This window comes from Achromobacter sp. 1L-A-4-B-C2, assembly GCF_057291955.1.
On the sequence record NZ_JBXAWP010000001.1, the window covers coordinates 1,497,152 to 1,521,393 of the forward strand.

Here is a 24,242-nt window from a genome sequence, read left to right on the forward strand (position 1 = left end):
TGCGTCGCCGGGCTTTTCCTAGAGCGGCAGCAGGAACATCAGGGCCGCGATCAAGGTGGGCCCCAAGGCGGACAGAAACAGCCGTCCCGACGAAATGCTGCCATCCGGAAAGTGGTTTTTCAGAATGGCGAAACCCGCCGGGTTCGGCGCGTTGGCGATCACGGTCAGGCCGCCCCCGGTCACCGCGCCTGCCACCAGCATGTAGCGCCAGGCTTCGTTGGTGCCTTCAACCAGCGACCCCAGATACGTCAGCGCGGCGTTGTCGGTAATGGCGGTCAGCGCCGTTGCCCCCCAGAACAGCACGAACGGCTGCAAGCCGCCCAGCAGATCCTGCAACCACCACTTCTGCAAACCGCCCAGCACCACCAGCCCGGCCAGGAAGAACCCGACCATCAGGCCTTCCTTGATCAACAGGCGGTTCTGATGGCGCTTATAAGCTTCGGAAAAGCCGATGAACATCATCAACAGGCCCATGAAAATGGCCGGGTGATGCGCGGTAAGCACCACGGCTACCAGGAAAACCAGATGCACGGCGATGACCAGCATCGGCACCGGCGGTCGCGAATCCGAGCCTTGCGCGCCGTCGACACCGCCGCCCGTGCCCACCGAGCGGTCCATCAGCGCCTTGCGGCAGATAAACGTCAACAAGCCGGCGTTCAAGCACACGGCCACCGCCGCGCGCCAGCCGAAGTGCTGCGCCATGAAAGCGGAATCCCAGCCGAAGGTGGACGCCACCATCAGCACCGGCGGCGCCGCGTAGGCGGTCAGCACGCCGCCGATCGACACGTTTACGAACAGCACGCCCAGAGTCAGGTACTTGAAGCCGGCGCGGCCGCTCGTGCGGAAATAGGCGTCACGCAGCAGGATCGCGGCCAGCGTCATCGCGGCGGGCTCGGTGATGAAAGAGCCGCCCAGCGGCACCAGCGCCATCACCACGAAGAAGGTGGCCAGTTCGCGCGGCAAGGGCAGCACGCGCGCCACGACGCGCACCATCAGGCCCACCATTTCCAGGATCGGCCGGCTGGCCGCCACCACCATGATCACGAAAACGAACAGCGGCTCGGTGAAGTTGCGCGTGTCCATGTAACTGATGGCGCTGGCCGGACCGGTCAGCGCGGCCATCGCGACGATCAGCGCGAACGCCCAGACGCCGAACACCGCTTCGACTTCGGCGAACAAATGCCAGATGCCGGCATGCGGGCCGCCGCGATGGGCCAGGCGCGCAAAAACGGGAACGGAAAAGGTATGAAGAACCGCCACCGCGAACAGGATGGTGGCAATGACTTCAATGGGCTGGGGCATAAGAGGGACTTCCGAAATAAGGAATCACGCAACGGAAAAACCTGCGATGCGGGGCGCAAACCATGCGCGACGCAACCGCGATCCGGCGCTGCTTACCGAACAAGGCAGGCAATATAACGCAGCCCTATTTCCGTGTAACGCAGGGTCTACACCAAGTGACTCCTGAAGACGCTCTGCTGCCCGCGCCCCCTTCTAGCTGATCGGCGCGGGCGGTTCCGCGCCCTGTTGCGCGGCCTTCATCTCCATTAGCAAGCTGTGCAGCATCTCGGTGGACAGGCCGTGCAACACCAGTCGATAGCCCGCCCGCAAGGTCGACATCGGCACCAGCGGGTGGCTGTTGTTGACCAGGATCAGGTGCTGCGGCGCGCCCAGCAATTTGGCCGCGTAGATGCCGATGGTTTCATCCAGCTGCAACGAGTTGGCCGCGCGCCAGAAGTCGTTGTCGGTCAGCATCAACTGGTACAGCGGGGTAAACAGTTCGATGGCGCTTTGCAGGTCCAGGAAGTTCAGCTTGCCTTGCGGCATGTCTTCCAGCTTCAGCGGCGGGTCCTCGATCATCGAGAAATCGACCGACTTGGGCGCATGCATTTCCACGCCGGCCTCGCGCAGTGCCTGGTTCAGGCGGATCACGAAGTTGAACAGGTTCAGGTCGTGCTTGACGAAGAGTTCGTCCTTCAGATCGTCAATGTCCAACGGCTTGAGCGGCGTGGTCGTGATCGGTACCGGCGAGTTCGCGCCGATGAACGCCAGCGCCTGCGCGCCCAGGTGAAAGTGCCGCAGGATCAGCCAGTTGGCCTCGGGCGATACGAAGCGCTTGAGCCCCCAGGCCAGGATGCGATGCAGCAGCCGGGAATGCGACCAGCGGCGCGGCAGGAACGTCTTGACCACCTGGATCACGATGATGAAGGCGCGCGCCAGCGGACGCAGGAACGGCAGCAGGTACTGACGCGAGGCGCAACTGGAATCGGTCAGCCAGGCCTTTTTCACCTTGTCTGGCAGCGGCGTGCTGCGGTCCAGGTACAAGGCCAGCCAAGGGCTGGGGTCGGCCGGATCATGCGCCTTGGCCAGGAATTCGGGTTCCTTGCTCATGCGGCATCGCCCTCCATGACATGGTGGAACTGCATCAGGTACAGCGCGGCGGTGCGGCGGGCGGTGTCCACGATGCGTTGTTCGGCGCGGCCGTCTTCGTCGCAATCCAGCGCCAGTTCCACGGCCGACAGCCAGCGCGCCAGGTGATGCTCGTCGTTGTGGCCGTGATATTCAAGGAAGCGGAATGCGTCGGGCGGCAGCTTCAGGCTGGCCTTGAGCAAGGGCAGCAGCGCAGGCACGATGCGCTGGCCCGTGCCTTCGATGATGTAGATGGCGCCCAGCAGCCCGATCGGGTCACGCGTGGCGGCCAGGCCGTGCAGATAGGCGTTCAGCGCTTCGCCGCCGGGGTTGCGGTGCAAGGCGTCGATGTTGTCCACGGTGCCGCCCGCCGTGCGGTAGTCCTGGAACAGGATCTGGAAATCGTTTTGCTCTTCGCCCGCGTGCATGTCGATCAGCGCGGCAAGCGGCGCGTATTGCTCGGTCAGCGACGCCGCGCCCTCGCGCATCCACTTGCTGCCTTCGCGCACCTGGGGAATCCAGTTTTCCATCCAGTTCAGATAATCGCCCGTCTGGAATTCGCGGCGGCGCAAGCGGCGCACCACCGGCGTGCGCCACACGCGCGAACGGTAGTCGTGCCAGATGGCGGCCAGCTCGGTCAGCAACTGGCCCAAGCCTTGCGGGGCCATGTCGGGGTCATGTGGCGGCGCGATGGCGTCGGCGTCATCGCTTTGCGTGTCGATGCGGGCGGTGGATTTGGCGGCCGGGTTTGCGGCCAGATTCACAGGATGATCGGCCGTGGACGGCGACGCCCCGGCCACGGCCGGCGCCTGCACCGCTTCCGCTTCCAGCAACATGTAGGCCGCCATGAAACGCCCCGACTCGGGGATATAGCAAAAAATCTGTTCGCCCGGTTTGATCTCACGCGTTTCCAGGAACTCGGCCAGCATGATCAAAATCGACGCCGCGCCCGTATTGCCGCGCCACGCCAGGTTGCTGAACCAGCGTTCACGCGGAATCACCAGGCCGGCCTTTTCCATCAGGTCTTCGACCACGGGGATGAATTTTTCCGACGAGTAATGGCACAGGAAATGGTCGACCTGATCCGGGTCCACCCAACCATCGCGCACCAGCTTGGCGTATTCATGGATGCCGATGTCGAACAGATGCGGCAACAGCCGGATGTCCTGGCGCAGCGACAAGGCGCCGTCGGCTTCGGCCTCGTTCCAGGACGGATAGTCCAGATGGCCCTTTGCGCGGTCGGCGGACAGGCCCAGTTGCATGCACACCGGGTAATCGCCCGAGAACGACCTCTGATGCACCCACTTCAGTTTCAGCCTGACGCCCTTGGACGCCCCGGCCAGCGCGCGGCCGCTGTTGCCCAGCAGCAAGGCGCCCGCGCCGTCGGACAGCATCCAGCGCAGGAAATGCGCATCGAAATCGGCGTCGTACCCGCGCGCCGCAAAGCGCGATCGCTTGAACAGACGCGACGGCAATTCGCTGGCCACGGCCAGCGCACTGGCGTGCCCGCCCATCTCGACGCCTTGCGCCGCCGCCTGGATCGCCGATACCCCCGCCGCGCAGATGCCGTGCACCGACAGCGTTTCCATCGGCTGAGCAGCAAGCTCGCCCTGGATCATGTTGGCGAAACCCGGCATCAGGGCGTCGCCGCCCGACGACCCGCTGGTCAGCATGGACACGGCCGACAGGTCGCTGTCGGCGCGCCGCAGGCAATCGCGAATGGCGTTGGCCGCCAGCTGCGCATTCGTATAGACCGTCTGGCCTTCCGCGTCGATAGCGTAGTAACGGTGCTTGATGCCGTTCTCGGCAAGGATGCGGCCTTTGATGCGGCTGGACATGCGGTTCAGCGGCGCGATGTAGTTGTCCATCGCCTCGTTGGACACGGGTTCGCCCGGCATGAAATAGCCGGCGCCTTCCAGGTAGACACGATTAAACGCGATAGGCATGTGACAGGCCTCGAGTGGTAATGGGTAAGGCGCTAGCGAACATGCTCGGGCGCCATGCAGGAACGGCTGCGCAGGCGCGGTACGAAGGCGCCCAGCACGAAGACACGGAACATATACGGCACCAGCCCCGCTTCATTGAGCGCCGGGTTGACGCGCGCGCGATAGTGTTCGCGATGCAGCCGGGTCAGTTCGGACCAATGCGCGCGCGGGTGCTCGTGATGCGCGGTGTGCAGGCCGATGTTGAACAGCAACGGGTTGACCAGCCCTTCAAAATTGCGTGCGTAGTTCAGGCCGGCAACATGGCGCGGCCCGCCGTCGGCATGGGCGTGCTGCAAGTAGTTGGTGGCCAGCAACCAATGCAGGCCATGCAGTTGCGGCACGATCACGAACACCAGCGCCTTGACGGGGTTCACGGCCAGCAGCCCACCCCATAGCCCCAGCCACGCCCCGTATTGCGCCATGCTGTAACGCCACGCGCCCGGCCAGTGGCGGCGCAGCCGGCCCAGCCACGCGAAGAACATCGGGTACAGCACCCAGCCCGCCTGAAACGGGTGCAGCACGTAGCCCCACAGGTGGTTGGTGTCGCCGCCAAAACGATAGGTGCGCGCGGCGTCGCGCGCACCATGCTTGTAGCGATGATGATTCGCCACATGGGCCGGGTAAAAGACGAAGGTCGGGTGCCCTTGCAGCAGCGTGATCCAGAAATCGGTTGCGCGGTTGGTCCAGCGGCCGCGCCACATGCGGATGTGGGTGTGGTTGTGGTGGATGACGCCGATGCCCAGCGTCAAGAACAGCATCAGCGCGTAAAGCGGCCACCAGAATCCGTACACCCATTGCCAGGCCGCCAGCGCGGGCAGCGTGGCCAGGTAGGCCAGGCTTTGCCAGTCGCGCCGGTTGCGCAAGGACGGCAGGCGCCGCCGGGTGTCAGGCTTTGCCGCCAACAGCGTCTCTGCGCTGGAATGCATCCAGCTGGTTTGCCGCGGCCTCGGCCTTCAGGCGCGTCCGAAACAGGCGGTCCATAAACGTAAACTGAAAACCGTAATTGCCGTTGTAGCAGGCGTGATGCAGATGGTGACGCCGGCTGGCGGCGAACCAATGCGCGTAGGACACCTTGGGGAAAAAGTCGTAGTTGGCATGGCCGATGCAATTGAAGAACAGGCTGAACAGCGGCACCGACGCCAGCGCCCAAAAGCTGAAATCATGCAACACCATCGGCAGCATGATGACGTTGCCCAGCATCAGCGCTTCGATGGGGTGAAAGCTGTAGGTCGAGAACGGCGTTGTAACCACGGAGCGGTGATGCGGCAGGTGGAAACGACGCAGCAGCTTGGTGTGCAGCAAGCGGTGGTTGACCCAGAAATGGACATCGTTCCAGGCCACCAGCACCAGGATTTCGACCACGACTTTTTGCCAGCTGGGGTTCGGGTCCAGATGCGCCCAGCCCAGTTGCAGCAGGCCCCACGGGAAAATCATGCCGGTGCCGAACAGCAGGATGGACAGGCCGGATTGCGCGAGTTCCCGGCGTAGCTGGCCGGGCCCCAAGGGGCGCGGATCCAGCGGCTTGCCGATGCCCAGTGCGGGCAACACGTGCTGGGTCAGCAGCCAGGTAGCCGCGCCGAAGACCAGATAGATGCCGCCGAAAAACAGCAGCCCCGCCAGCATCACCTGCCAGGCGGACAAGGCTTCAAAAGCTTGGGCCATGAACGTTTTGTTTCACCCCGAAGAATGGCCGCATCATAAGCAATCCGTCAGCATCCCGGTAGGGCATTTATTACCAAATGAATCCGGGCAACACAAAGCTGATGGACCGCAACGTGATCGCGGCCTAACTTCCGTCTACTGGCAAGGAAACTGGCGGTTCAGGCCGGCAACGGCCGCATCCAGACGCACCGCCAACGCCGCGCTGGCGGCCGGCATCGGCAGCCGCAATTCGTCGATCAACAAGCCTTGACGACTCAGCTGCGCCTTCAGCGGCCCGGGGTTGGGTTCTTCGAAGGCCAGGCGGATCACCGGCGTCAAGGCGTGGAACAACCGCCGAGCGACGTCCAGCTGCTGTGCGCGCACCGCTTGGTACATGGCGACGAACAGATCGGGCCGCACATGCGCGGCGGCCGCGATCATGCCCGCCCCGCCCAGGCACAGCACCGATAAGGTTTGCAGGTCTTCGCCCGCCAGCACATTCATCTGGCCGTCGGTTATCAAGGCCAGCGTCTTGTCCAGCGACCCGCCGCAATCCTTGATGGCCGCCACGTTCGGATGCGCGGCCAGCGACAGCAACGTCGATGTCTCAAGCGTTGTGCCCGTGCGGTAGGGAATGTCGTACAGCACCAGGGGAAAGCGCGAAGCATCGGCCAGGCGGCAAAAATAGGCGGCGGCCCCGTCTTGGCCCGCTCGCACGTAATACGGCGCCGGGGCCAGGATGCCGGCCAGCGGCCGCGTGCCAAAGGCGGACAGGCGTTGCAGCACGTGCCCTTGGTGGTTGCCCGCCAGCCCCATGATGACGGGCAGCCGGCCGGCTTCGGTCAGCACGGCGTCCAGCACCGCCAGTTGCTCGGCGTCGTCCAATGAGGCGGCCTCGCCGGTGCTGCCACACACGACCAGCCCGTCGACGCCCGCCGCCGCGTAGTGGCGCACCAGGCGACGCAAGGCGCCCCCGTCGACAGCACCGCCCGAAAACGGCGTGACCAGCGGCACCCACACGCCTTGGAACACAGATTGTTGAATGGACATGAGAACACTCCTTCGATGTAAGCGGACCGCGGTTGGACCGTACAGAAGTGCTCGGGATATCAGGGGTGCGCAAGAGGCGCCAAAGCGCCGCCAGAAGGCCGCTGTTCCGTCGCCCATCTGACGGAACAGCATGCTCCGGTCAGATGAGCGGCTGTTTTTTGGATTTCAGGCCGACGGCAGCCGGCACCACGCCCAGGGCGCGGATGCAGGAAGCGGATTGGATGGCCTGATGAATCATGAATGAATAAAACAATAAGACGCGCGTCGGCGGCTGATGCGGAAATCTACCGGGCGGCCGTTGGCGTGTCAACGGCCGGCGCTTAGCCCAGGCTGGCCAGGAACACGGCGCACAGCGCCTGCATGCCTTGGCGGTCGTCTTCGTCGAAGCGGTCGGGCACGGGGCTGTCCACATCCCACACGCCGATCAATTCGCCTTGATGCACCAGCGGCACCACGATTTCGGAACGCGACGCGGCATCGCAGGCAATGTGGCCGGGAAATGCGTGCACGTCCGGCACCAGCTGCGTCTGACGCTGGCTGGCGGCCGCGCCGCACACGCCGCGATTCAGCGGAATGCGCACGCAGGCCGGCTTGCCTTGGAACGGGCCAAGAACCAGTTCGGTGCCGTCAAAGAAATAAAAGCCCGCCCAGTTCAGATCGGGCAAGGCTTGGTACGCCAGCGCGCTGAGGTTGGCGGCATTGGCGATGCGGTCGGGCTCGCCCTCCAGCAGCGCGCGGGCCTGCGCGACCAATTCGGCGTACAGGGCGGACTTGGACTCGGCGACGATCGGGGCGGCTTCGAACATGGCGATAAATGTAACTGTACAGGCGGTTTTCGATGCAGGTGATTTTAGGGGTTCCGCGCGTTAAAGGGGCCGGGCTGCTACCGTATGGGACAATACTTTTTTGTCGCAGTCCCCTACACAAGCCTCTCCCTTTACCCTTCTTCTTCAAGAAGCAATCCATGGACAAGCCTCTCGAACCTGCGTTTTCCTTTTCGGAACGCGCCCAGCAACTTACCAGCTCCGCCATCCGCGAGATCCTCAAGGTCACCGAGCGCCCCGAAGTCATTTCGTTCGCTGGCGGCTTGCCGGCGCCCGGCGGCTTCCCGGTAGAAGTGGTACGTGCTGCGTTCGACAAGGTACTGTCCACCAACGGCCGCGCGGCCCTGCAATACGGCCCCACCGAAGGTTATGCCCCGCTGCGCCAATGGGTTGCCGACGACCTGAATCGCGCGGGCGCCAACGTTGCCGCCGACCAGATCCTGATCGTCTCCGGTTCGCAGCAAGCGCTGGACCTGCTGGGCAAGGTACTGATCGACAAGGACAGCAAGGTCCTGGTCGAAGACCCCAGCTACCTGGGCGCGCTGCAATCGTTCAGCCTGTACCAGCCGAAGTTCGTGCCGGTGCCCACCGACGAAGGCGGCCTGATCCCCGAATCCATCACGCCCGAACTGGCCGACGGCGCGCGCTTCCTGTATGCGCTGCCCAACTTCCAGAACCCCACGGGCCGCACGCTGAACCTGGAACGCCGCATCGCGCTGGTCAAGCGCGCCGCCGAACTGAACCTGACCATCATTGAAGACGACCCCTACGGCGAACTGCGCTACGCAGGCGAGCCGCAGCCCGGTCTGGTGGCGCTGGCCGCCGAATACGGCGCCAACGTCGTGCGCCTGGGTACGTTCTCAAAGGTACTGGCCCCGGGCCTGCGCCTGGGCTATATCGCCGGCGCCCGTCCGCTGATCAACAAGCTGGTGCAGGCCAAGCAAGCGACCGACCTGCACACGCCCACGCTGACGCAGATGGCCGTGTATGAAATCGTCAAGGACGGCTTCCTGGAAGAGCACCTGCCCAACGTGCGCGAAATCTACCGCGCCCAGGGCAGCTGCATGCTGGAGGCCATCAAGCGCGAATTCCCGTCCACCGTGACGTGGACCAAGCCGGAAGGCGGCATGTTCATCTGGCTGACGCTGCCCGAGCACATGGACAGCACCAAGCTGCTGGAAAAGGCCATCGCGCAAAACGTGGCCTTTGTGCCCGGCGCGCCGTTCTACAGCGGCGTGGGCAAGCAGAACACGCTGCGCCTGAGCTTTGCCACCGTGCCGGAAGACAAGATCCGCACCGGCATCGCCATTCTGGGCAAGCTGCTCAAGGAATACACGGCATAAGCAAACCGTAGCTTTCCGGGCAATGCGGCCTGAAAGCCGCACCCTGAACGGCGATTGACCTTCCACGGCCGGGCGCAACGCCCGGCCGTTGTTTTATGCTGTCGGCTTTCCCGACCAAATTCTGACCGTGACAGTGAGCGCCTCGCAACAACCTCCCGTCGACCTCAGCGACATCGTTTTCACCGACTGGGTCGAACGCTGGCTTCCGAAATCCTGGCGACCCTACGCCCGCCTGTGCCGGCTGGATCGGCCCATCGGCACGTGGCTGACGCTGCTGCCGGCCGTGGCCGCGCTGGTGCAATCGGCCGGTGGCCTGCCCGACCTGCAACGGCTGATCGTCTTTTCGCTGGGCGCGCTGCTGATGCGCGGCATCGGCTGCACCGTCAACGACATGTGCGACCGCAACTTCGACAAGCACGTCGAACGCACGCGCTTCCGGCCACTGACCAGCGGCCAGCTGTCGATGAAGAACGCGGTGTGGTTCCTGCTCGGGCAACTGCTGGTGTGCGGATCGCTGCTGTTTTTCCTGAACGAAATGAGCCGCTGGCTGGCCCTGGCCGTGCTGCCCTTCGTGTTCATCTATCCGCTGTGCAAGCGTGTCACGTACTGGCCGCAAGTGGTGCTGGGCATCTGCTTTAACTGGGGCATGCTGATGGCCTGGTCCGACACGCAAAACGTCGTGCCGCTGGCCGCCATCGCCATGTGGTTGGGCGCGGTGCTTTGGCAGGTGGGCTACGACAGCATCTATGCGTACGTCGACGTGCGCGACGACCGCAGCCTGGGGCTGCATTCCACGGCCATGCGCTTTGGCGACCAAGGCAAATTGTGGATCGGCGGTTTCTACGCCGCCACCGTCCTGCTGTGGGCCTGGGGTGGTTACGCCATGGGTTTGTCGTGGGCGTATCAGGTTGGCATGGCCGCCGTCGCGGTGCATCTGGCATGGCAGCTGAAGGTGTTCGACATCCAGCGCCCCGACCGCAACTTCATGCTGTTTCGCGCCAACCTGTGGCTGGGCGCGCTGCTGGTAGCAGCGGCGTTGGCAGGCACGCTGATCCGGTGATCCGGTGAGCTGCTGATCCGTCGGTCCGCTGATCCGTTGGTCTGCGGGATCCGTTGGTCTGCTGATCCCTTGGCCCGCCAAGGACGACGCCCCAGGGCGGACCGCAGCGCACCGCCGGCGCCGGGCCGGCCCGGCCCGGCCCGGCCGCCAACCACGGGCCGCCGCATTGCCGCCTGCGCCAGATCAGGCCATCATGGTGTTTCCGCAACGCCTTACGGAGACACCGCATGCCCTCTTTCGTTAAATCCCTGGCCGCCGCCGCCGCCGCGTGCGCCGTGTTCGGCACCCTGCCCGCTCAGGCCGCCACCGATTGCTCGGCCCAACGAGGCTGCGCCGCCAAGTTCTGCGAAATCGAAAACGACATTGCCGCTGCGCAAGCACAGAACAACACGCGCCGCGAAGCCGGCTTGAAAAAGGCCTTGGCCGAAGCCAAGGCAAATTGCACCGACAGCCGCCTGCAATCCCAACGCGAAGCAAACGTGCGTGAGAAGCAGTCCAAAGTGTCCGAGCGCGAACAAGAGCTGAAGGAAGCCCGCGCCAAGGGCAAGCAGGACAAGATCGATAAGGCGCAGCGCAAGCTGGAAGAAGCCCAATCCGAGTACAACGCGGCGCTGGTGGAACTGAATCGCTAAGCGGCGTCAGGCACTCACAGCCACCGCCGCCCCGTAAAGCCCCGGTCCAAAGCCGGGGCTTTGTTTTTCGGCGACCCCGGCCACTTTGCGGGGCGTACGCGGATCTGAATGGTCAACGGGGGCCGCCACCGACCACAACCTATCGTGTCATCAGATGGAAATATCGCCATCTATGGTGCCATCCGGTTAAATCCACGTCGATTAGTACATTTTTTGGAAAGATGTTTTCAGGTAATAAGGGTTTATCCCGAGGTTGTTTGAGCACAGAATGCATCTCATCGGGACACAGCAAGCGAACCCCAGGCAATGACGCCAGCGGTTCGAATCCCAAGCTCACAAGACACCGGAGGTCTGCTATGAAAACCCTTGCTACCGCATTGATGCTGTCCATGTCCGTTCTGGCCGCTGGCGCGCAAGCCGCCGAAGCCGACCAAGCCCCCACCCGCGCTCAAGTGCAAGCTGAACTGCAACAAGCCAAGGTCTCGGGTCAATACACGTTTGGCGAAGAAGGCTACCCCGCCCCCATCGCCCAGAAGTCCAGCCTGACCTCGCAACAAGTTCAAGCTGAACTGGCCCAAGCCAAGAACGCCGGCGAAGTCACCTTCGGCAACCTGGACTACCCGCCCGTCGCCGCCGCTGAACACACCACGTCGCTGAGCCGCGCCCAAGTTGAATCGCAACTGGCTCAAGCCAAGGCAGAAGGCCTGGTGACCTTCGGCAACATGGACTACCCCCCCATGGGCAGCTGATCCACTGGCCTGAAAAGGCCGTGACAGCCCCATCGAAAGCCCCTCGGCAAACGCCGTGGGGCTTTGTTTTTGACGCTTCGACTACTTATTAAGTCGTTTTGTCGATAACTTAAGCCGTTACGACACTTTCGGTTCTACAAATCGACAGCGCTCCCGCATAGGATGAGGCCACCCCATCCCCCCATCCGCAGGAGCCGCACCATGTCTACGTCAGCCACCCGCCCCATCGTTTTGCTGGGCGCCGGAAAAATCGGTTTTGCCATCGCCTTGATGCTCGAACGAAGCGGCGATTACTCGGTGCTGGTTGCCGACCAGGATCCAGCCCGGCTGGGCGTGCTGGCCGAATTGGGCTGCCAAACGCGCCAGATCAGCGACGACGACTCGGTGGCGCGTTGCATCGAAGGCGCTTACGCCGTCGTCAACGCCCTGCCGTTCCACCGCGCCACCGCCGTAGCAGGCCTTTGCGCGCGCGCGGGCGTCCATTACTTTGACCTGACCGAAGACGTCGCCAGCACCCACGCCATTCAGGCGCTGGCGGGCGATGTGCGCAGCGTGTTGATGCCGCAGTGTGGCCTGGCGCCGGGCTTCATCGGCATCGTCGGCAACGCGTTGGCCCGCCGCTTCGACACCTTGCTGGACTTGCGCATGCGCGTGGGCGCCCTGCCGCGCTACCCCTCCAACAGCCTGCGCTACAACCTGACTTGGAGCACCGAAGGCCTGATCAACGAATACTGCAACCCTTGCGAGGCCATCGTCGACGGCAAGCTGACCAGCGTGCCCGCGCTGGAAGGCTACGAAACCTTTGCGTTGGACGGGGTTGAATACGAAGCCTTCAACACGTCGGGCGGGCTGGGCACGCTGCCCGCAACGTTGTTGGGGCGCGCCCGCAACGTCGACTACAAGTCCGTGCGCTACCCCGGCCACTGCAACATCATGAAGTTGCTGCTGAACGACCTGCGCCTGCGAGATCGCCGCGATCTGCTTAAGGATATTTTCGAGTCAGCCATTCCCACGACCGAGCAGGACGTCATCGTGATCCAGGCGTCGGCATCCGGCCATCGCCACGGCCGGCTGGAAGAAGAGTCCTATCCCATCCGCGTGTTCGGCGCCGATGTGGACGGCCACCGCCTGAGCGCGATCCAGCTGTCCACCGCCGCCGGCATTTGCGCCGCGCTGGACCTGGTGGCGCAAGGCGTCTTGCCGCAAAAGGGGTTTGTGGGCCAGGAAGCCATCGACCTGGACGCCTTGCTGAACAACCGCTTTGGCCGCGTCTACGCCGGCAAGCCGCTGGCGCTGGCCGGCTGCGCAACGGCCGACCGTTAACACGCCCTGCCCGTCGGGCCGACAAGGCCCGCGCCCCAGCCCCAGCCCCAGCCCATTCGGCGCTACGTCCAGCCTTCCAGACGCAGCGTCGCGCGCACCAGGCGCTGTTCTTCCTGTTCGATATCCGACAAGCTCTGCCGCACGCTGTCCACATGGTCGGCTGCGGCTTTGCGCGCCTGTTCGGGCTGGCGCCCCGTCACCGCGTTGTACAGCCGGGTGTGCTGACGGTCGATCTGCCGCTTTTCCGGTTCGCGGTGATACAGGTTATTGACGCATGCAAAAACCGACCCCAGCAGCAGGTCGGTCAGCGATTGCAGCGTATGCACCAGCACCGGGTTGTGCGACGCCTCGCAGATCGCCAGGTGAAACGCGTGGTCCAGATGGGCGTGCGTGGCTGTGTCGGTGGCCGTGCCCTGCGCGGCAACCATGTCGTCATAGCGCCGGCGGATCATGATGAAGTCGGCTTCGGTGCCCCGGATGGCAGCCAGCCGGGCGGATTCCGCTTCAAGCAACGAGCGCACTTCCAGCAGGTCGTACAGCGTGCGCGGCTGCGAATTGAACAGGTGCATCAGCGGCCCGGCATCCACCTTCGAGATGTGCGCCACGAAGGACCCCTTGCCTTGCGCGGTGTGAATGATTTCACGCGCGCGCAGCAGCTTCAGGCCTTCGCGCAGCGCGGTGCGCGACACGCCCAGCTTTTCGGTCAGCCGCCGTTCGGACGGCAAGGCCTGCCCCGCCTTGAGTACGCCATCCAGGATCAGGCGCTCGATTCGCTCGGCGACTTCATCCGCCACCTGGCGAGGCTTTTCTTCAGTTTCCGCGTACATGCAATCTCCGCACCAGTGGTATGACCAAGCCGGCCATGGGGTTTCGGCTATCCGCCACACCTCTGTAAGGTGCTGATATAAAAACATAAAAATCGCCTGCCCGTCTTACGGCGACTAAATAAACTGGTATGACCAGTTGTTTTTCGGGTAGACATGGGCGCGGGTGCGAACGATGATGTCAGGACAGATTCGCCCGGCGCCCGGCGCCGGCCAGCCCTTCTTACCGCTAGAGACCCGCATGACTCAACGCACCCAGCAATACGGCCTGCAAGTGGCGGCCAATCTCACCCAATTCATCGAACAGGAAGCCCTGCCCGGCACCGGCCTGGATGCAGACAGCTTCTGGCAGGGTTTTGCGGCGCTGGTACATGACCTGGCGCCCAAGAACCGCGCCCTGCTGGCCGAACGCGACCGTCTGCAAGCCGAGCTCGACGCCTGGCACCGCGCCAACCCCGGCCCCATCGCCGACCCGGCCGCCTACCGCAAGTTTCTGGAAAGCATCGGCTACCTGCTGCCCCAACCGGCAAGCGTGCAAGCCACCACCGACAATGTCGATACCGAAATCTCGCAGCAGGCCGGTCCGCAGCTGGTCGTGCCGATGTCCAACTCGCGCTATGCATTGAATGCCGCCAACGCACGCTGGGGCAGTCTGTACGACGCGCTTTACGGCACCGACGCCATCCCCGCCACGCCCGGCGATACGGGCAAGGGCTACAACCCCGAGCGCGGCGCCGCGGTCATTGCGCGCGCACGCAGCTTTCTGGACACGGCCGCCCCGCTGGCCAATGGCTCGCACGCCGATGCGCAAAGCTACACCGTTGAAGGCGATCAACTGCGCGTCAACCTGGCCAAGGGCGTGGTCACCAGCCTGAAATTCGGCTCGCAATTCGCCGGCTACCAAGGCGACGCGTCAGCCCCCACGGCCATCTTGCTCAAGAACAACGGCCTGCACTTTGAAATCCAGATCGATCGCGCCAACGCCATCGGCAGCACCGACGCCGCGGGCGTGAAAGACGTGCTGGTCGAAGCCGCGCTGACCACCATCATGGACTGCGAAGACTCGGTTGCCGCCGTCGACGCCGACGACAAGGTGCACATCTATCGCAACTGGCTGGGCCTGATGAAGGGCGACCTGACCGAAGCCGTCACCAAGGCCGGCAAAACCTTCACGCGCAAGCTGAACGCCGACCGCCAGTACACGCGTCCGGACGGCAGCGCGCTGACCTTGCACGGCCGCTCGTTGATGTTCGTGCGCAACGTGGGCCACCTGATGACCAACCCGGCCATTCTTGACCGCGACGGCCAGGAAATCCCCGAAGGTATTCTGGACGCCGTCGTCACCAGCCTGGCCGCGCTGCACGACCGCACCGCCAAGCTGAATTCGCGCACCGGGTCCGTCTACATCGTGAAGCCCAAGATGCACGGCCCGGCCGAAGCGGCCTTCGCCAGCGAATTGTTCGACCGCGTCGAAGACCTGATCAAGGTGCCGCGCAACACCCTGAAAATGGGGATCATGGATGAAGAGCGCCGCACCAGCATCAACCTGAAAGCGTGCATCGGCGCCGCCGCATCCCGCGTGGCGTTCATCAACACGGGCTTCCTGGACCGCACCGGCGACGAGATGCACTCCAGCATGGAAGCGGGCCCGATGCTGCGCAAGGGCGACATGAAGTCCACCGCGTGGATCACCGCCTACGAACGCAACAACGTGCTGGTGGGCCTGGACACGGGCCTGCGCGGCCGCGCCCAGATCGGCAAGGGCATGTGGGCCATGCCCGACCTGATGGCCGCCATGCTGGAACAGAAAATTGCCCATCCGAAGGCCGGCGCCAACACCGCCTGGGTCCCCTCGCCCACGGCCGCCACGCTGCACGCGCTGCACTATCACCAGATCGACGTGCAAGCGGTGCAGAAGGAACTGGAACGCACCAAGCTGGACAGCGTGCGCGACGACTTGCTGGGCGGGCTGTTGAGCGTGCCGGTGGGCGATCCGTCCAAGTGGTCCGCCGCCGACATCCAGCAGGAGCTGGACAACAACGTGCAGGGCATCCTGGGATACGTCGTGCGCTGGATCGACCAGGGCGTGGGCTGCTCGAAGGTGCCCGACATCCATAACGTCGGCCTGATGGAAGACCGCGCCACGCTGCGCATTTCCAGCCAGCACATCGCCAATTGGCTGCGCCACGGCGTGACCAACAAGGAACAGGTCACGGAAACCTTCAAGCGCATGGCCAAGGTCGTTGATGGCCAGAACGCCGGCGACCCGCTCTACCAGCCGATGGCCGGCAACTTCGATACGTCGCTTGCCTTCAAGGCGGCCTGCGCACTGGTGTTCGAAGGCTTGACGCAGCCCAACGGCTATACCGAACCGTTGCTGCACAAGTACCGTCTGCAATTCAAGGCCGCCGCGCAGGCCTGACCGCCGATCGCGCGGATCATTGCACACCAAACCGGGCAGCTTGAGCTGTCCGGTTTTTTTTGCTCTGCATCAGGCTCGCGCCAGCGCATGTGGACTGCTGACCGGCGGCTGGCGACTCGCGACTCGCGACTGCACGCAAAAAATAGCCGACCGATTTCGCACGACCGTGCTAAATTTCGCTTCATGACTGCCAAAACGGAAAAAAGCGAGCTGACCTTCGCGGCCATTGTGGACGCGGCCTTGGCCATGGCCGCCACCCAGGGCATGGAAAGCCTGTCGCTGGGCCAGGTCGCCAAGCGGCTGGGCATCAGCAAAAGCGGTGTGTTTTCCCGCGTGGGCTCGCTGGAAGCCTTGCAGCAGGCCGTGCTGGACGAATATGACCGCCGCTTTGTGGCGGCCGTTTTCACCCCTGCCATGGCGTACCCGCGCGGGCTGCCCCGCTTGACCGCGTTGGTATCGCTGTGGGTGGAACGCGCCAGCAACGTTGAAATGGCCACGGGCTGCGTCTACGTGGCCGGCGCGTTCGAATACGACGATGTGGAATCGCCGCTGCGCGCCTTGCTGGAAAACAACCTGCGTCGATGGCGCGCCGCCATGGTCCGCACGGTGCGCCAGGCGCTGGACGCCGGCCATCTCCGGCCGGATACCGACCCCGAACAACTCGTCTTCGAGGTGTACAGCCTGATGATCGGGCTGATGCATGACGCGCGTTTCCTGCGCGATCCGCAAGCGCCCGCGCGCGTGCGGGCGGCCTATGACAGGCTGATATCAACGTACCGCAGCTTCACGATTTCAGAATGACGGGTGGCGTGACAGGCGTGCAAACACGCCTGTGGCTCGATCCGGATTGATTTGACGCAGGCGGCATCGTCCGCCCCCTTGCCGGCCGGTGCCGGCGTTTTCATCGCTCAATTTCGCACGATCGTGCGAAATATGAACAGGAGCTTGTCATGTGGATACTGATCGAGCTGGCCGTCTTGGCCGTCATCGCCTGCCTCTGGCGGCAATGGACGGCGCTGCTGCGTCAATTGCCCGACCGCGCCGAACATCTGGTCCTGTTCTAGTGAACAACGGCGATCCCGGTCTATATTCCGGTTTAGTCCCAATCGAATTTCGCCATGCCGCGTTCCGTCCATCTACTGATCGTCGATCCGCAGAACGACTTCTGCGATTTGCCCGAGCCCTACCTGCCGCGCGACCCGCTGACCGGCCAAGCCACGCGGCCCGCGCTGCCCGTGCCCGGCGCGCATGCCGACATGCAGCGGCTGGCAAGTTTCATTGACGCCACCGCCTCCGCACTGGCCTCGATCACCGTAACGCTGGACTCCCACCATCGCGTCGACATCGCGCATCCCACGTTCTGGCACACCGGCAAGGGCGAGCCCGTCGCCCCCTACACGCCGATAACCGCCGCGCAGCTGCGCGCCGGCCAGTTCGTGCCACGCCATGCCGACGACCTGCCCCGAACCGCCACCTATCTGGACGAACTGGAAGCACGCGGCCGCTACACGCTGATGGTGTGGCCCGTGCATTGCGAGATCGGCACCTGGGGGCACAACGTGCATCCCGACGTGCGCGCCGCGTACAACCGCTGGGAAGACGCCGGCCAATTCATCGTGCGCAAGGTGCCCAAAGGCACCAACCCGTGGACCGAGCACTACAGCGCCTTGATGGCCGAAGTGCCAGACCCCGACGATCCGCGCAGCCAGTTGAACCGCGCGCTGCTGGGGTCGCTGGATCGCTCAGACCTGATTCTGGTCGCGGGCGAGGCCGGCAGCCATTGCGTGCGCGCCACCGTCGAACATCTGGCCGAGCATCTGCCCGGCGGCAACCTGTCCCGCATCGTCCTGCTGACCGATTGCATGAGCCCCGTGGCCGGATTCGCCGACGCACAAACCGCGTTCTTGCAACGCATGCGAGACCTGGGCATGCAAGAACGCACCAGCGTGGACATGGCGCGCGCATTGCAACACTGAGCGCGCAATGACAACGGCCGCCTGCAAATGCCGGGCGGCCGTGATGGGAAATCGGATTCACTGCTGACTGCTGGCTGCTCAATGCGGAGCGCTGACCGGCGCGAAAATCCGCGCCGTCGCGATTTTTACGTCTGGCCGCAGTTACACAGTGGGTACGGATTCGGATGCGGCTGCGGCGGGCTTGGCTGCCTTGTCGCACTCCACATACAACGCACGGATGGCCTCGCACAATGCGGGTGGCTGCTGGAATAGCCGCGACACCAGCAGGCAACCTTGGACGGTGGCAAACACCGCGCGGCCGGCCGCATCGGCCGTGCCAGAGAACTTCAGCGTCCCCTGCGCCGCGCCTTCAGCCAGCACACGCGCCAGCCAGGCTTCGTGGGCACGGAAAAATCCCTGCAACGCGCCGCGCACGCGGTCGGACAGGCTCATGATGTCGGCGGCCAACATGCCGCCCAAACACAGTTCGCCCGAACCGCAAGCCCGCGATTCCATCATCGACAGGTATTGCTCCAGCTGCGCCTGGGCAGGCTGCGCGGTATCAATGGCACGGACGGCGCCCAGCGCGCGCGCGCTGTAGGCCTCGACTGCTTCATACAACAGGTCGTCCTTGCCGGGAAAGTAGTAGTGGATGCTGGACGTCTTCACGCCCACATGCTCCGCCAGATCGCGGTAGCTGAAACCATTGCACCCGCGCGTGCGGATGAGCTTCTCGGCGTGCGCCAGCAGCAGGTCTCGGGTGGTGTTGGGGGTCGGGGTGTCCATGGCTGAATATTACCTACTAATAGGTCGGTCCGTCATTGGTGGCCGCCCTAGGGTGTGGGCCTTGGCCCGTGCGAACCCCGGCCGGGAAACATCCCGCCCCCCGGGGTTCGCATGTGCCGGCATCGGCTTAGCCTTGCACGGGCGGGTAGTCCAGTTCGCCGCTTTCGGTCAGGCCTTGAGCGCGGGCAGCGGCCAATTCTTGCTTGACCTGTTCGCGGCTCTTGTCGGCGCCAACCGACGCGAATGACGTGGCGGCGTAGCCTTCTTCGCCCGACACCAGCTGCCCATTCGCGCGGGCGGCGGCCAACTCTTGCTGCACTTGGGCACGCGTCACGGTGCTGGCGGTGTTCAGTTCGGGCGGGTAGTCCAGTTCGCCGGCTTGAGCGGCGGCACCGATGAACGAGGCGGACAAAATCAGGGCGGATACGAGGGTCTTCATGGTGAATCTCCAGTAGAAAGGGATGCTGCGTGATGCGGATCAGGGGTATGTCGCGTTTGCGAAGCTATCTATGGCTAGATAGACAAGCGCCTAAAAAAATCAGCCTTGAACGGGCGGGTAATCCAGTTCGCCGCTTTCGGTCAGGCCTTGAGCACGGGCAGCGGCCAGTTCTTGCTTGACCTGGGCGCGGGTCTTGTCGGCGCCCACGGAGGCAAACGCGGTCGCGGCGTAACCTTCTTCACCGGACACCAGCTCGCCATTTGCACGGGCGGCGGCCAGTTCTTGCTGCACTTGGGCACGCGTCACGGTGCTGGCGCTGTTCAGTTCGGGCGGGTAGTCCAGTTCGCCGGCTTGAGCAGCGGCACCGATGAACGAGGCGGACAAAATCAGGGCGGATACGAGCGTCTTCATGGTTGATCTCCAGATGAATAAACGAGGCTTGCGTTGATTCGATTAAGCTACGGTTTTTGGTTTAGCTATCTACTTGTAGGTAGACAACCAGGGAAATAAAAAAGCGGTCCTACTGTATTTCTGGCTTCGGCGTCAGCGGCGTTTTGTGTGTGCTGCGTCGATGGATGAATCTTACCTACTACTAGATAGACAACGCAAGCGGGTTTTGTGAAACCAAATATTTCGGCCTATCGGGTCGCCGCCACCAGCACCATCATCGGCCGGTCCCTCTCTTCCGCAAGCGCGGGCTGGGCGGCCAGTTGTTCCTGGGTAGGCGCCCACTCTTGCACGTGCGCGATGGTGAACCCGGTCTGGATCAGCAAGTTCAGATAAGCGCCCAGCGTACGGTGCTGCTTGATGACGCCCTTGGCCAACCAGTCCGTGGTGCGCGGCCCTTGAACGGCGTACTGGTTCAACGGCCAGATGCGCCGGCCCGAGGCGTCCTGCACGAAGGCGGGGCTGGCGGGAGCCGTGTAGATCGGGTGTTCCGCCGAGAACACGAAATGCCCGCCCGGCACCAACGCTTGATGGACGGTGGCAAAAAGCTCAGCCAGCCGCTCGATGTAGTGCAGCGTCAACGAGCTGTAGGCCAGGTCGTAAGCCGCCGGCGGCAATTGCAGTTGTTCCAGGTCGGCGCGCTGATACACGATGCCGCCGGCGGCTGCCGAGGCAGGCGTGCCACCACGAGCCCGGTCCAGCATGTTTTGCGACACGTCCAGACCCAGTATCTCGCTGGCGCCCTGCGCCTGCGCCCATCGGCAGAACCAGCCGAAGCCGCACCCCAGGTCCACGACGCGGCGGCCCTGCAACGGTGGAATCAGCGCGCGCAACGCCGGCCATTCGGGCGCGCCGTCCAGGCCGTGCACCGACCGCGCCATCTGGCTGTAAGCCTCGAAAAACTCGGCAGTGTCATAGATGTTTTGCGTCATGGTGGTGTGCCCCTTGCGATGCGCCAACGCAGGCCCGAACCGGGCTCGGCAGAACTTGGCCGGCGTTGCTGCACCTTACCAGGACCGCGGCGACGCGCCATAGCGCGCCTTGAAGACCTTGCTGAAATGGCTAAGGCTGGAAAAGCCGACCTCGCCCGCCGCCTGCGTCACGCTCATGCCCGCTTGCAGCAGATCCGATGCGCGCGCCAGCCGCATTTCGCTTAAATACGCATGCACCGATCTGCCCACGCATTCACGCATCAACTGCTGAAGCCGCTTTTCAGACAGGCCCACTTCCCGGGCAAGGCGCCCCGGCGGCCAATGCTCGGCGCAGCGATCGCGCAATAGCTCGCACGCGCGATGCACGCGTTGATGTTCGTGCGCCAAGGGGCCCGACAGCGCGTCGGGCAACGACAGCAATTGCACAAAGGCCGACAGCATTTCCAGCGATTTGGCGCAATACCAAAGCCGCCGCGCTTCCGGCGCGGGTGGGGCCTCGCCGGTCAGGCTGCCCGCCAGCGCCAGCAAGCTGGTCGGGGCATCCAGCGATGCCACCAGTGATCCTTGCGCCGGCACGCTGACGTCGCGGTGAAACCGCTTGCGCAGCAGCGCAACCGGCATCGAACCACTTGCCCGCGTCAGCGCGTCGGGCGTGTAGCGCACGTCTATCATCCGCACGCGGCGATGGGCCGGCAGGTGTGTTGCCCAGCCGACGGCGTGTTCGTGGTTGAACAAAAGCGCCGCGCCACCGGCCACCTTCAGGGGCTCGCCGCCTTCCACCGCCAGCACGGCCTCGCCTTCCAGCCAGACCTGCATGCCGAACACCGGGGCGCCCGGCGCGGGAATCGTCAGCGTCCGACGGGGCGATCCGTCCAGCACCACCAGGCTGACGCCGTCGTCCACCCTCAGCACGCGCTCGATCACGTCTTCCCAGTCGTCCGTGGCCGGTACGGTCGGCAGCGTGCCGCGCCACCACTCGTGCCGCTTGGGCGGTGCGGTGCTGGGCTCGGGCAGAGACAGAATGGGCAAGGGCGCGGCGGCGCTGGCGGGCATGGGAAAGGGGCGCAAAAACGGGGCAGCAGCAAAACCGTCAAACGGCGCCGAAAAAACGTCAGACAGCAAAAGCGGGATCTGGAATCATGCCGACGCACAGAAATGATTCTTGTTAATTATAAATTGATCCAGGGGTAACACCGTGTCCTTTTCAGTCAAGCCGCTGCCGCTGGCGTTGCTGGCCGCCCTTGCGGCGTCCGCGTCCGCCTCTGCCATCGCGCAAACCGCCCAGCCCGCCCAAGCCACCGGTAACGGCGTCACCACCCTGGCCCCCGTCGTGGTGCAAGGGGTGCGCGACGCGTCGCCGACCTCCGGCGCGGACTATGTGGCCACGCGCAGCCGCTCGGGCACCAAGTCAGATGCCGAACTGATCAACACGCCCCAGACGATCAACGTCATTACCCGCAAAGAAATGGACGAACGCGGCGTCACCTCGGTCGCGCAAGCCGTGCGTTACACCCCCGGCGTCTTCGCCCAATACGGCGACAACGACGTGCGCTATGACTGGCTGACCGTGCGGGGCTTCACGCCGTCGCGCTATCTGGACGGACTGCTGCTGCCCTTCGGCGCGCGCGGCTATTCGCAACCGCGCATCGACACCTACGGCTTGGAACGCATCGAAATCCTGAAAGGCCCGTCGTCCGGACTGTATGGGCAAAGCGCGCCAGGCGGCCTGGTCAACATGACCAGCAAGCGCCCCACCGCCGAACCCATCAATGAAGTGGTGTTGCAGGCAGGCAGCTTCAACCGCTATCAAGGCGCGTTCGACTTCTCGGGCCCCGCCGACGAAGAAGGCAAGTTTCTGTACCGCTTGACGGGCACGCTGCGCGACAGCGACACGCAATACCAGCACGTAGACGATGAACGCCAGTTCATCGCGCCCAGCTTCACGTGGCGCCCGTCATCCGACACCAGCTTGAACGTCAGCGCGCAGTACCAGAAGATCACCAGCCACGGCGGCGGCGGCGCCCCCGTGCTGCCCGTCATCGGCACGCTGGAAAAAAGCGCCACGGCGGGCTACATCCCGCGCGACCGCTTTGTCGGCGAGCCCGGATACGACATCTTCACCAACGAACAAACCATGGTCGGCTACACGCTGGACCACCGCTTGAACGACACGTGGAGCCTGCGCCAAAGCGCCCGCTACACCAATGTCGACACCAACACGCGGCGCGTGCAGATCGGCGCCATGGTGTCGGACACGCAGGCCATCCGCTACGCCTGGGCGTTTCCGGAAACGTCGCATACCTTCCAGATCGACAACCAGTTGAATGCCAAATTCAACGCCGGTCCCACGCGCCATGACATCACCTTCGGCCTGGACTACCTGCGCGAAAAATCCCGCTATAACGAAAGCAGCCTGGGCCTGATGCTGCCCCCGGCCTCGCCGCTGTTCAACGTGTTCGACCCGGACTACGGCACGTCCGTGACGCGCCCGCCCACGGCCACCAAAATCAACATGACGCGCAGCCAGTTGGGCCTGTACGCGCAAGACCAGATTGAACTGGACCGCCTGCGCTTCACCTTCGCCGGCCGTTATGACTGGACCGAAGGCACCACCGACAACGGCGTCGCGGGTAGCGGCGGCCAATGGGGCTGGACGTCGCGCAGCGGCGATGCCGACCGCTTCACCGGCCGCGCCGGCGTGACCTACCGCTTTGACAACGGCATCGCGCCGTACTTCAGCTATTCCACGTCGTTCCAGCCGATGACCGGCATCACGCGTGACGGCTCGCCGCTCAAGCCCACCACGGGTGAGCAATACGAGGCCGGCGTGAAATACCAGCCCGAGGGCTACGACAGCTTTGTCACCCTGTCGGCCTTCCAGATCACGCAGAAAAACGTCAGCACGCCCGACCCGGTCAACACCAGCTTTGTGGTGCAGACGGGCGAAGCGCAGGTGCAGGGCATCGAGCTGGAAGGCAAGGCCAGCTTCGATAGCGGGCTGGACCTGACGATGTCGTATGCGCTGAGCGATAGCGAAGTCACCAAGACCAACGTCGCCGCCAGCGCGGCAACCAGATGATTTTCGTGCCGCGCCATCAAGCCGCGCTGTGGGCCGACTACACCCTGCGCGAAGGTCCGCTGCAAGGCGTCGGCGTGGGCGCGGGCGTCACGTACCGTGGCGGCTTCTACGGCGACTTGAACAACCGCTACGCCCTGCCCGCCGTCACCCTGGTGGACGCCGCCATCCGCTACGACCTTGGCCGCGTCAGCCCCACCCTGGCCGGCGCGCAAGTCGCGCTGAACGTGTCCAACCTGTTCGACAAGCGCTACGTCGCCAACTGCCTGGGCACGGCCGTCAGTTGCTACTGGGGCGCCGAACGCACGGTGATGGCGACGTTGCGGTATCGCTGGTAGGTCGGGC

The 24,242-nt window shown here is 64.2% G+C and carries 23 protein-coding genes; 10 read left to right on the forward strand and 13 right to left on the reverse strand.

Going from position 1 to position 24,242, the window contains the following annotated elements; all coding sequences use genetic code 11:
* Nucleotides 1-18: 18 nt before the first annotated feature.
* The 7 genes from AC0Z35_RS06900 to AC0Z35_RS06930 form a co-directional block, all read right to left on the reverse strand.
* Nucleotides 19-1,302 carry a putative Na+/H+ antiporter gene (locus AC0Z35_RS06900; RefSeq protein WP_046802939.1) on the reverse strand — a complete coding sequence of 428 codons (1,284 nt, stop codon included), beginning with the start codon at nucleotides 1,300-1,302 and terminating at the stop codon, nucleotides 19-21.
* Nucleotides 1,303-1,494: 192 nt separating this feature from the next.
* The gene (locus AC0Z35_RS06905; RefSeq protein ID WP_104142521.1) at nucleotides 1,495-2,391 is read right to left on the reverse strand and encodes a DUF6999 family protein; all 897 of its coding nucleotides are present in this window, start codon (nucleotides 2,389-2,391) and stop codon (nucleotides 1,495-1,497) included.
* A complete protein-coding gene (locus AC0Z35_RS06910) occupies nucleotides 2,388-4,355 on the reverse strand; it encodes an iron-containing redox enzyme family protein (protein ID WP_485131052.1) in 1,968 nt (655 codons plus the stop codon). The genes AC0Z35_RS06905 and AC0Z35_RS06910 overlap by 4 nt, the downstream gene beginning before the upstream one ends.
* Nucleotides 4,356-4,387: 32 nt before the next feature.
* Nucleotides 4,388-5,320, reverse strand: coding sequence for a fatty acid desaturase family protein (locus AC0Z35_RS06915; RefSeq protein WP_205571597.1), 933 nt, complete (start codon nucleotides 5,318-5,320; stop codon nucleotides 4,388-4,390).
* Nucleotides 5,280-6,056, reverse strand: coding sequence for a sterol desaturase family protein (locus tag AC0Z35_RS06920; RefSeq protein WP_046802936.1), 777 nt, complete (start codon nucleotides 6,054-6,056; stop codon nucleotides 5,280-5,282). The genes AC0Z35_RS06915 and AC0Z35_RS06920 overlap by 41 nt, the downstream gene beginning before the upstream one ends.
* 135 nt (nucleotides 6,057-6,191) lie before the next feature.
* Nucleotides 6,192-7,085: a 4-hydroxy-tetrahydrodipicolinate synthase gene (gene dapA, locus AC0Z35_RS06925; protein WP_485131051.1), complete on the reverse strand. Its 894-nt coding sequence runs from the start codon at nucleotides 7,083-7,085 to the stop codon at nucleotides 6,192-6,194.
* Between the two features lie 320 nt (nucleotides 7,086-7,405).
* The gene (locus AC0Z35_RS06930) at nucleotides 7,406-7,891 is read right to left on the reverse strand and encodes a GAF domain-containing protein (RefSeq protein ID WP_050448331.1); all 486 of its coding nucleotides are present in this window, start codon (nucleotides 7,889-7,891) and stop codon (nucleotides 7,406-7,408) included.
* 158 nt (nucleotides 7,892-8,049) lie between these two features.
* Between AC0Z35_RS06930 and AC0Z35_RS06935 the strand changes: the two genes are divergently transcribed.
* From AC0Z35_RS06935 to AC0Z35_RS06955, 5 genes are all read left to right on the forward strand, one after another.
* On the forward strand, nucleotides 8,050-9,252 hold the full coding sequence (locus AC0Z35_RS06935) for an aminotransferase-like domain-containing protein (protein WP_046802933.1): 1,203 nt from the start codon (nucleotides 8,050-8,052) through the stop codon (nucleotides 9,250-9,252).
* A 133-nt stretch (nucleotides 9,253-9,385) separates the two neighbouring features.
* A complete protein-coding gene (ubiA, locus tag AC0Z35_RS06940; protein ID WP_046803123.1) occupies nucleotides 9,386-10,312 on the forward strand; it encodes a 4-hydroxybenzoate octaprenyltransferase in 927 nt (308 codons plus the stop codon).
* Between the two features lie 227 nt (nucleotides 10,313-10,539).
* Entirely contained in the window at nucleotides 10,540-10,944 is a 405-nt protein-coding gene (locus AC0Z35_RS06945; protein WP_104142516.1) for a DUF1090 domain-containing protein, read from the forward strand.
* Between the two features lie 356 nt (nucleotides 10,945-11,300).
* The gene (locus AC0Z35_RS06950; protein WP_082134336.1) at nucleotides 11,301-11,693 is read left to right on the forward strand and encodes a DUF4148 domain-containing protein; all 393 of its coding nucleotides are present in this window, start codon (nucleotides 11,301-11,303) and stop codon (nucleotides 11,691-11,693) included.
* Between the two features lie 201 nt (nucleotides 11,694-11,894).
* Nucleotides 11,895-13,016 carry a saccharopine dehydrogenase family protein gene (locus AC0Z35_RS06955; RefSeq protein ID WP_319307571.1) on the forward strand — a complete coding sequence of 374 codons (1,122 nt, stop codon included), beginning with the start codon at nucleotides 11,895-11,897 and terminating at the stop codon, nucleotides 13,014-13,016.
* Between the two features lie 62 nt (nucleotides 13,017-13,078).
* Here the strand turns inward: AC0Z35_RS06955 and glcC are convergent, their stop codons facing one another.
* Entirely contained in the window at nucleotides 13,079-13,843 is a 765-nt protein-coding gene (glcC, locus tag AC0Z35_RS06960) for a transcriptional regulator GlcC (RefSeq protein WP_046802929.1), read from the reverse strand.
* Between the two features lie 238 nt (nucleotides 13,844-14,081).
* Between glcC and AC0Z35_RS06965 the strand changes: the two genes are divergently transcribed.
* From AC0Z35_RS06965 to AC0Z35_RS06975, 3 genes are all read left to right on the forward strand, one after another.
* Nucleotides 14,082-16,262, forward strand: a complete 2,181-nt coding sequence (locus AC0Z35_RS06965) for a malate synthase G (RefSeq protein WP_319307572.1) — start codon at nucleotides 14,082-14,084, stop codon at nucleotides 16,260-16,262.
* Between the two features lie 183 nt (nucleotides 16,263-16,445).
* On the forward strand, nucleotides 16,446-17,063 hold the full coding sequence (locus AC0Z35_RS06970; protein WP_104142512.1) for a TetR/AcrR family transcriptional regulator: 618 nt from the start codon (nucleotides 16,446-16,448) through the stop codon (nucleotides 17,061-17,063).
* 317 nt (nucleotides 17,064-17,380) lie between these two features.
* Nucleotides 17,381-18,238 carry a cysteine hydrolase family protein gene (locus tag AC0Z35_RS06975; protein WP_319307573.1) on the forward strand — a complete coding sequence of 286 codons (858 nt, stop codon included), beginning with the start codon at nucleotides 17,381-17,383 and terminating at the stop codon, nucleotides 18,236-18,238.
* A 141-nt stretch (nucleotides 18,239-18,379) separates the two neighbouring features.
* Here AC0Z35_RS06975 and AC0Z35_RS06980 read toward each other — a convergent pair whose 3' ends face one another.
* The 5 genes from AC0Z35_RS06980 to AC0Z35_RS07000 all read right to left on the reverse strand — a co-directional run bounded on the left by AC0Z35_RS06980 (nucleotide 18,380) and on the right by AC0Z35_RS07000 (nucleotide 21,874).
* Nucleotides 18,380-19,003, reverse strand: coding sequence for a TetR/AcrR family transcriptional regulator (locus AC0Z35_RS06980; protein ID WP_319307574.1), 624 nt, complete (start codon nucleotides 19,001-19,003; stop codon nucleotides 18,380-18,382).
* A 127-nt stretch (nucleotides 19,004-19,130) separates the two neighbouring features.
* Nucleotides 19,131-19,442 (reverse strand): DUF4148 domain-containing protein, encoded by a 312-nt coding sequence (locus AC0Z35_RS06985; RefSeq protein WP_046802924.1) that lies wholly within the window; start codon nucleotides 19,440-19,442, stop codon nucleotides 19,131-19,133.
* 99 nt (nucleotides 19,443-19,541) lie between these two features.
* The gene (locus AC0Z35_RS06990; protein ID WP_319307575.1) at nucleotides 19,542-19,853 is read right to left on the reverse strand and encodes a DUF4148 domain-containing protein; all 312 of its coding nucleotides are present in this window, start codon (nucleotides 19,851-19,853) and stop codon (nucleotides 19,542-19,544) included.
* 227 nt (nucleotides 19,854-20,080) lie between these two features.
* Entirely contained in the window at nucleotides 20,081-20,821 is a 741-nt protein-coding gene (locus AC0Z35_RS06995) for a class I SAM-dependent methyltransferase (protein ID WP_319307576.1), read from the reverse strand.
* A gap of 75 nt (nucleotides 20,822-20,896) precedes the next feature.
* A complete protein-coding gene (locus AC0Z35_RS07000) occupies nucleotides 20,897-21,874 on the reverse strand; it encodes an AraC family transcriptional regulator (protein ID WP_319307577.1) in 978 nt (325 codons plus the stop codon).
* A gap of 142 nt (nucleotides 21,875-22,016) precedes the next feature.
* Between AC0Z35_RS07000 and AC0Z35_RS07005 the strand changes: the two genes are divergently transcribed.
* Together AC0Z35_RS07005 and AC0Z35_RS07010 are read left to right on the forward strand one after the other, a co-directional pair.
* Nucleotides 22,017-23,900 carry a TonB-dependent siderophore receptor gene (locus AC0Z35_RS07005; RefSeq protein ID WP_485131050.1) on the forward strand — a complete coding sequence of 628 codons (1,884 nt, stop codon included), beginning with the start codon at nucleotides 22,017-22,019 and terminating at the stop codon, nucleotides 23,898-23,900.
* A complete protein-coding gene (locus AC0Z35_RS07010) occupies nucleotides 23,897-24,235 on the forward strand; it encodes a TonB-dependent receptor domain-containing protein (protein ID WP_485131049.1) in 339 nt (112 codons plus the stop codon). The genes AC0Z35_RS07005 and AC0Z35_RS07010 overlap by 4 nt, the downstream gene beginning before the upstream one ends.
* Nucleotides 24,236-24,242: the final 7 nt, after the last annotated feature.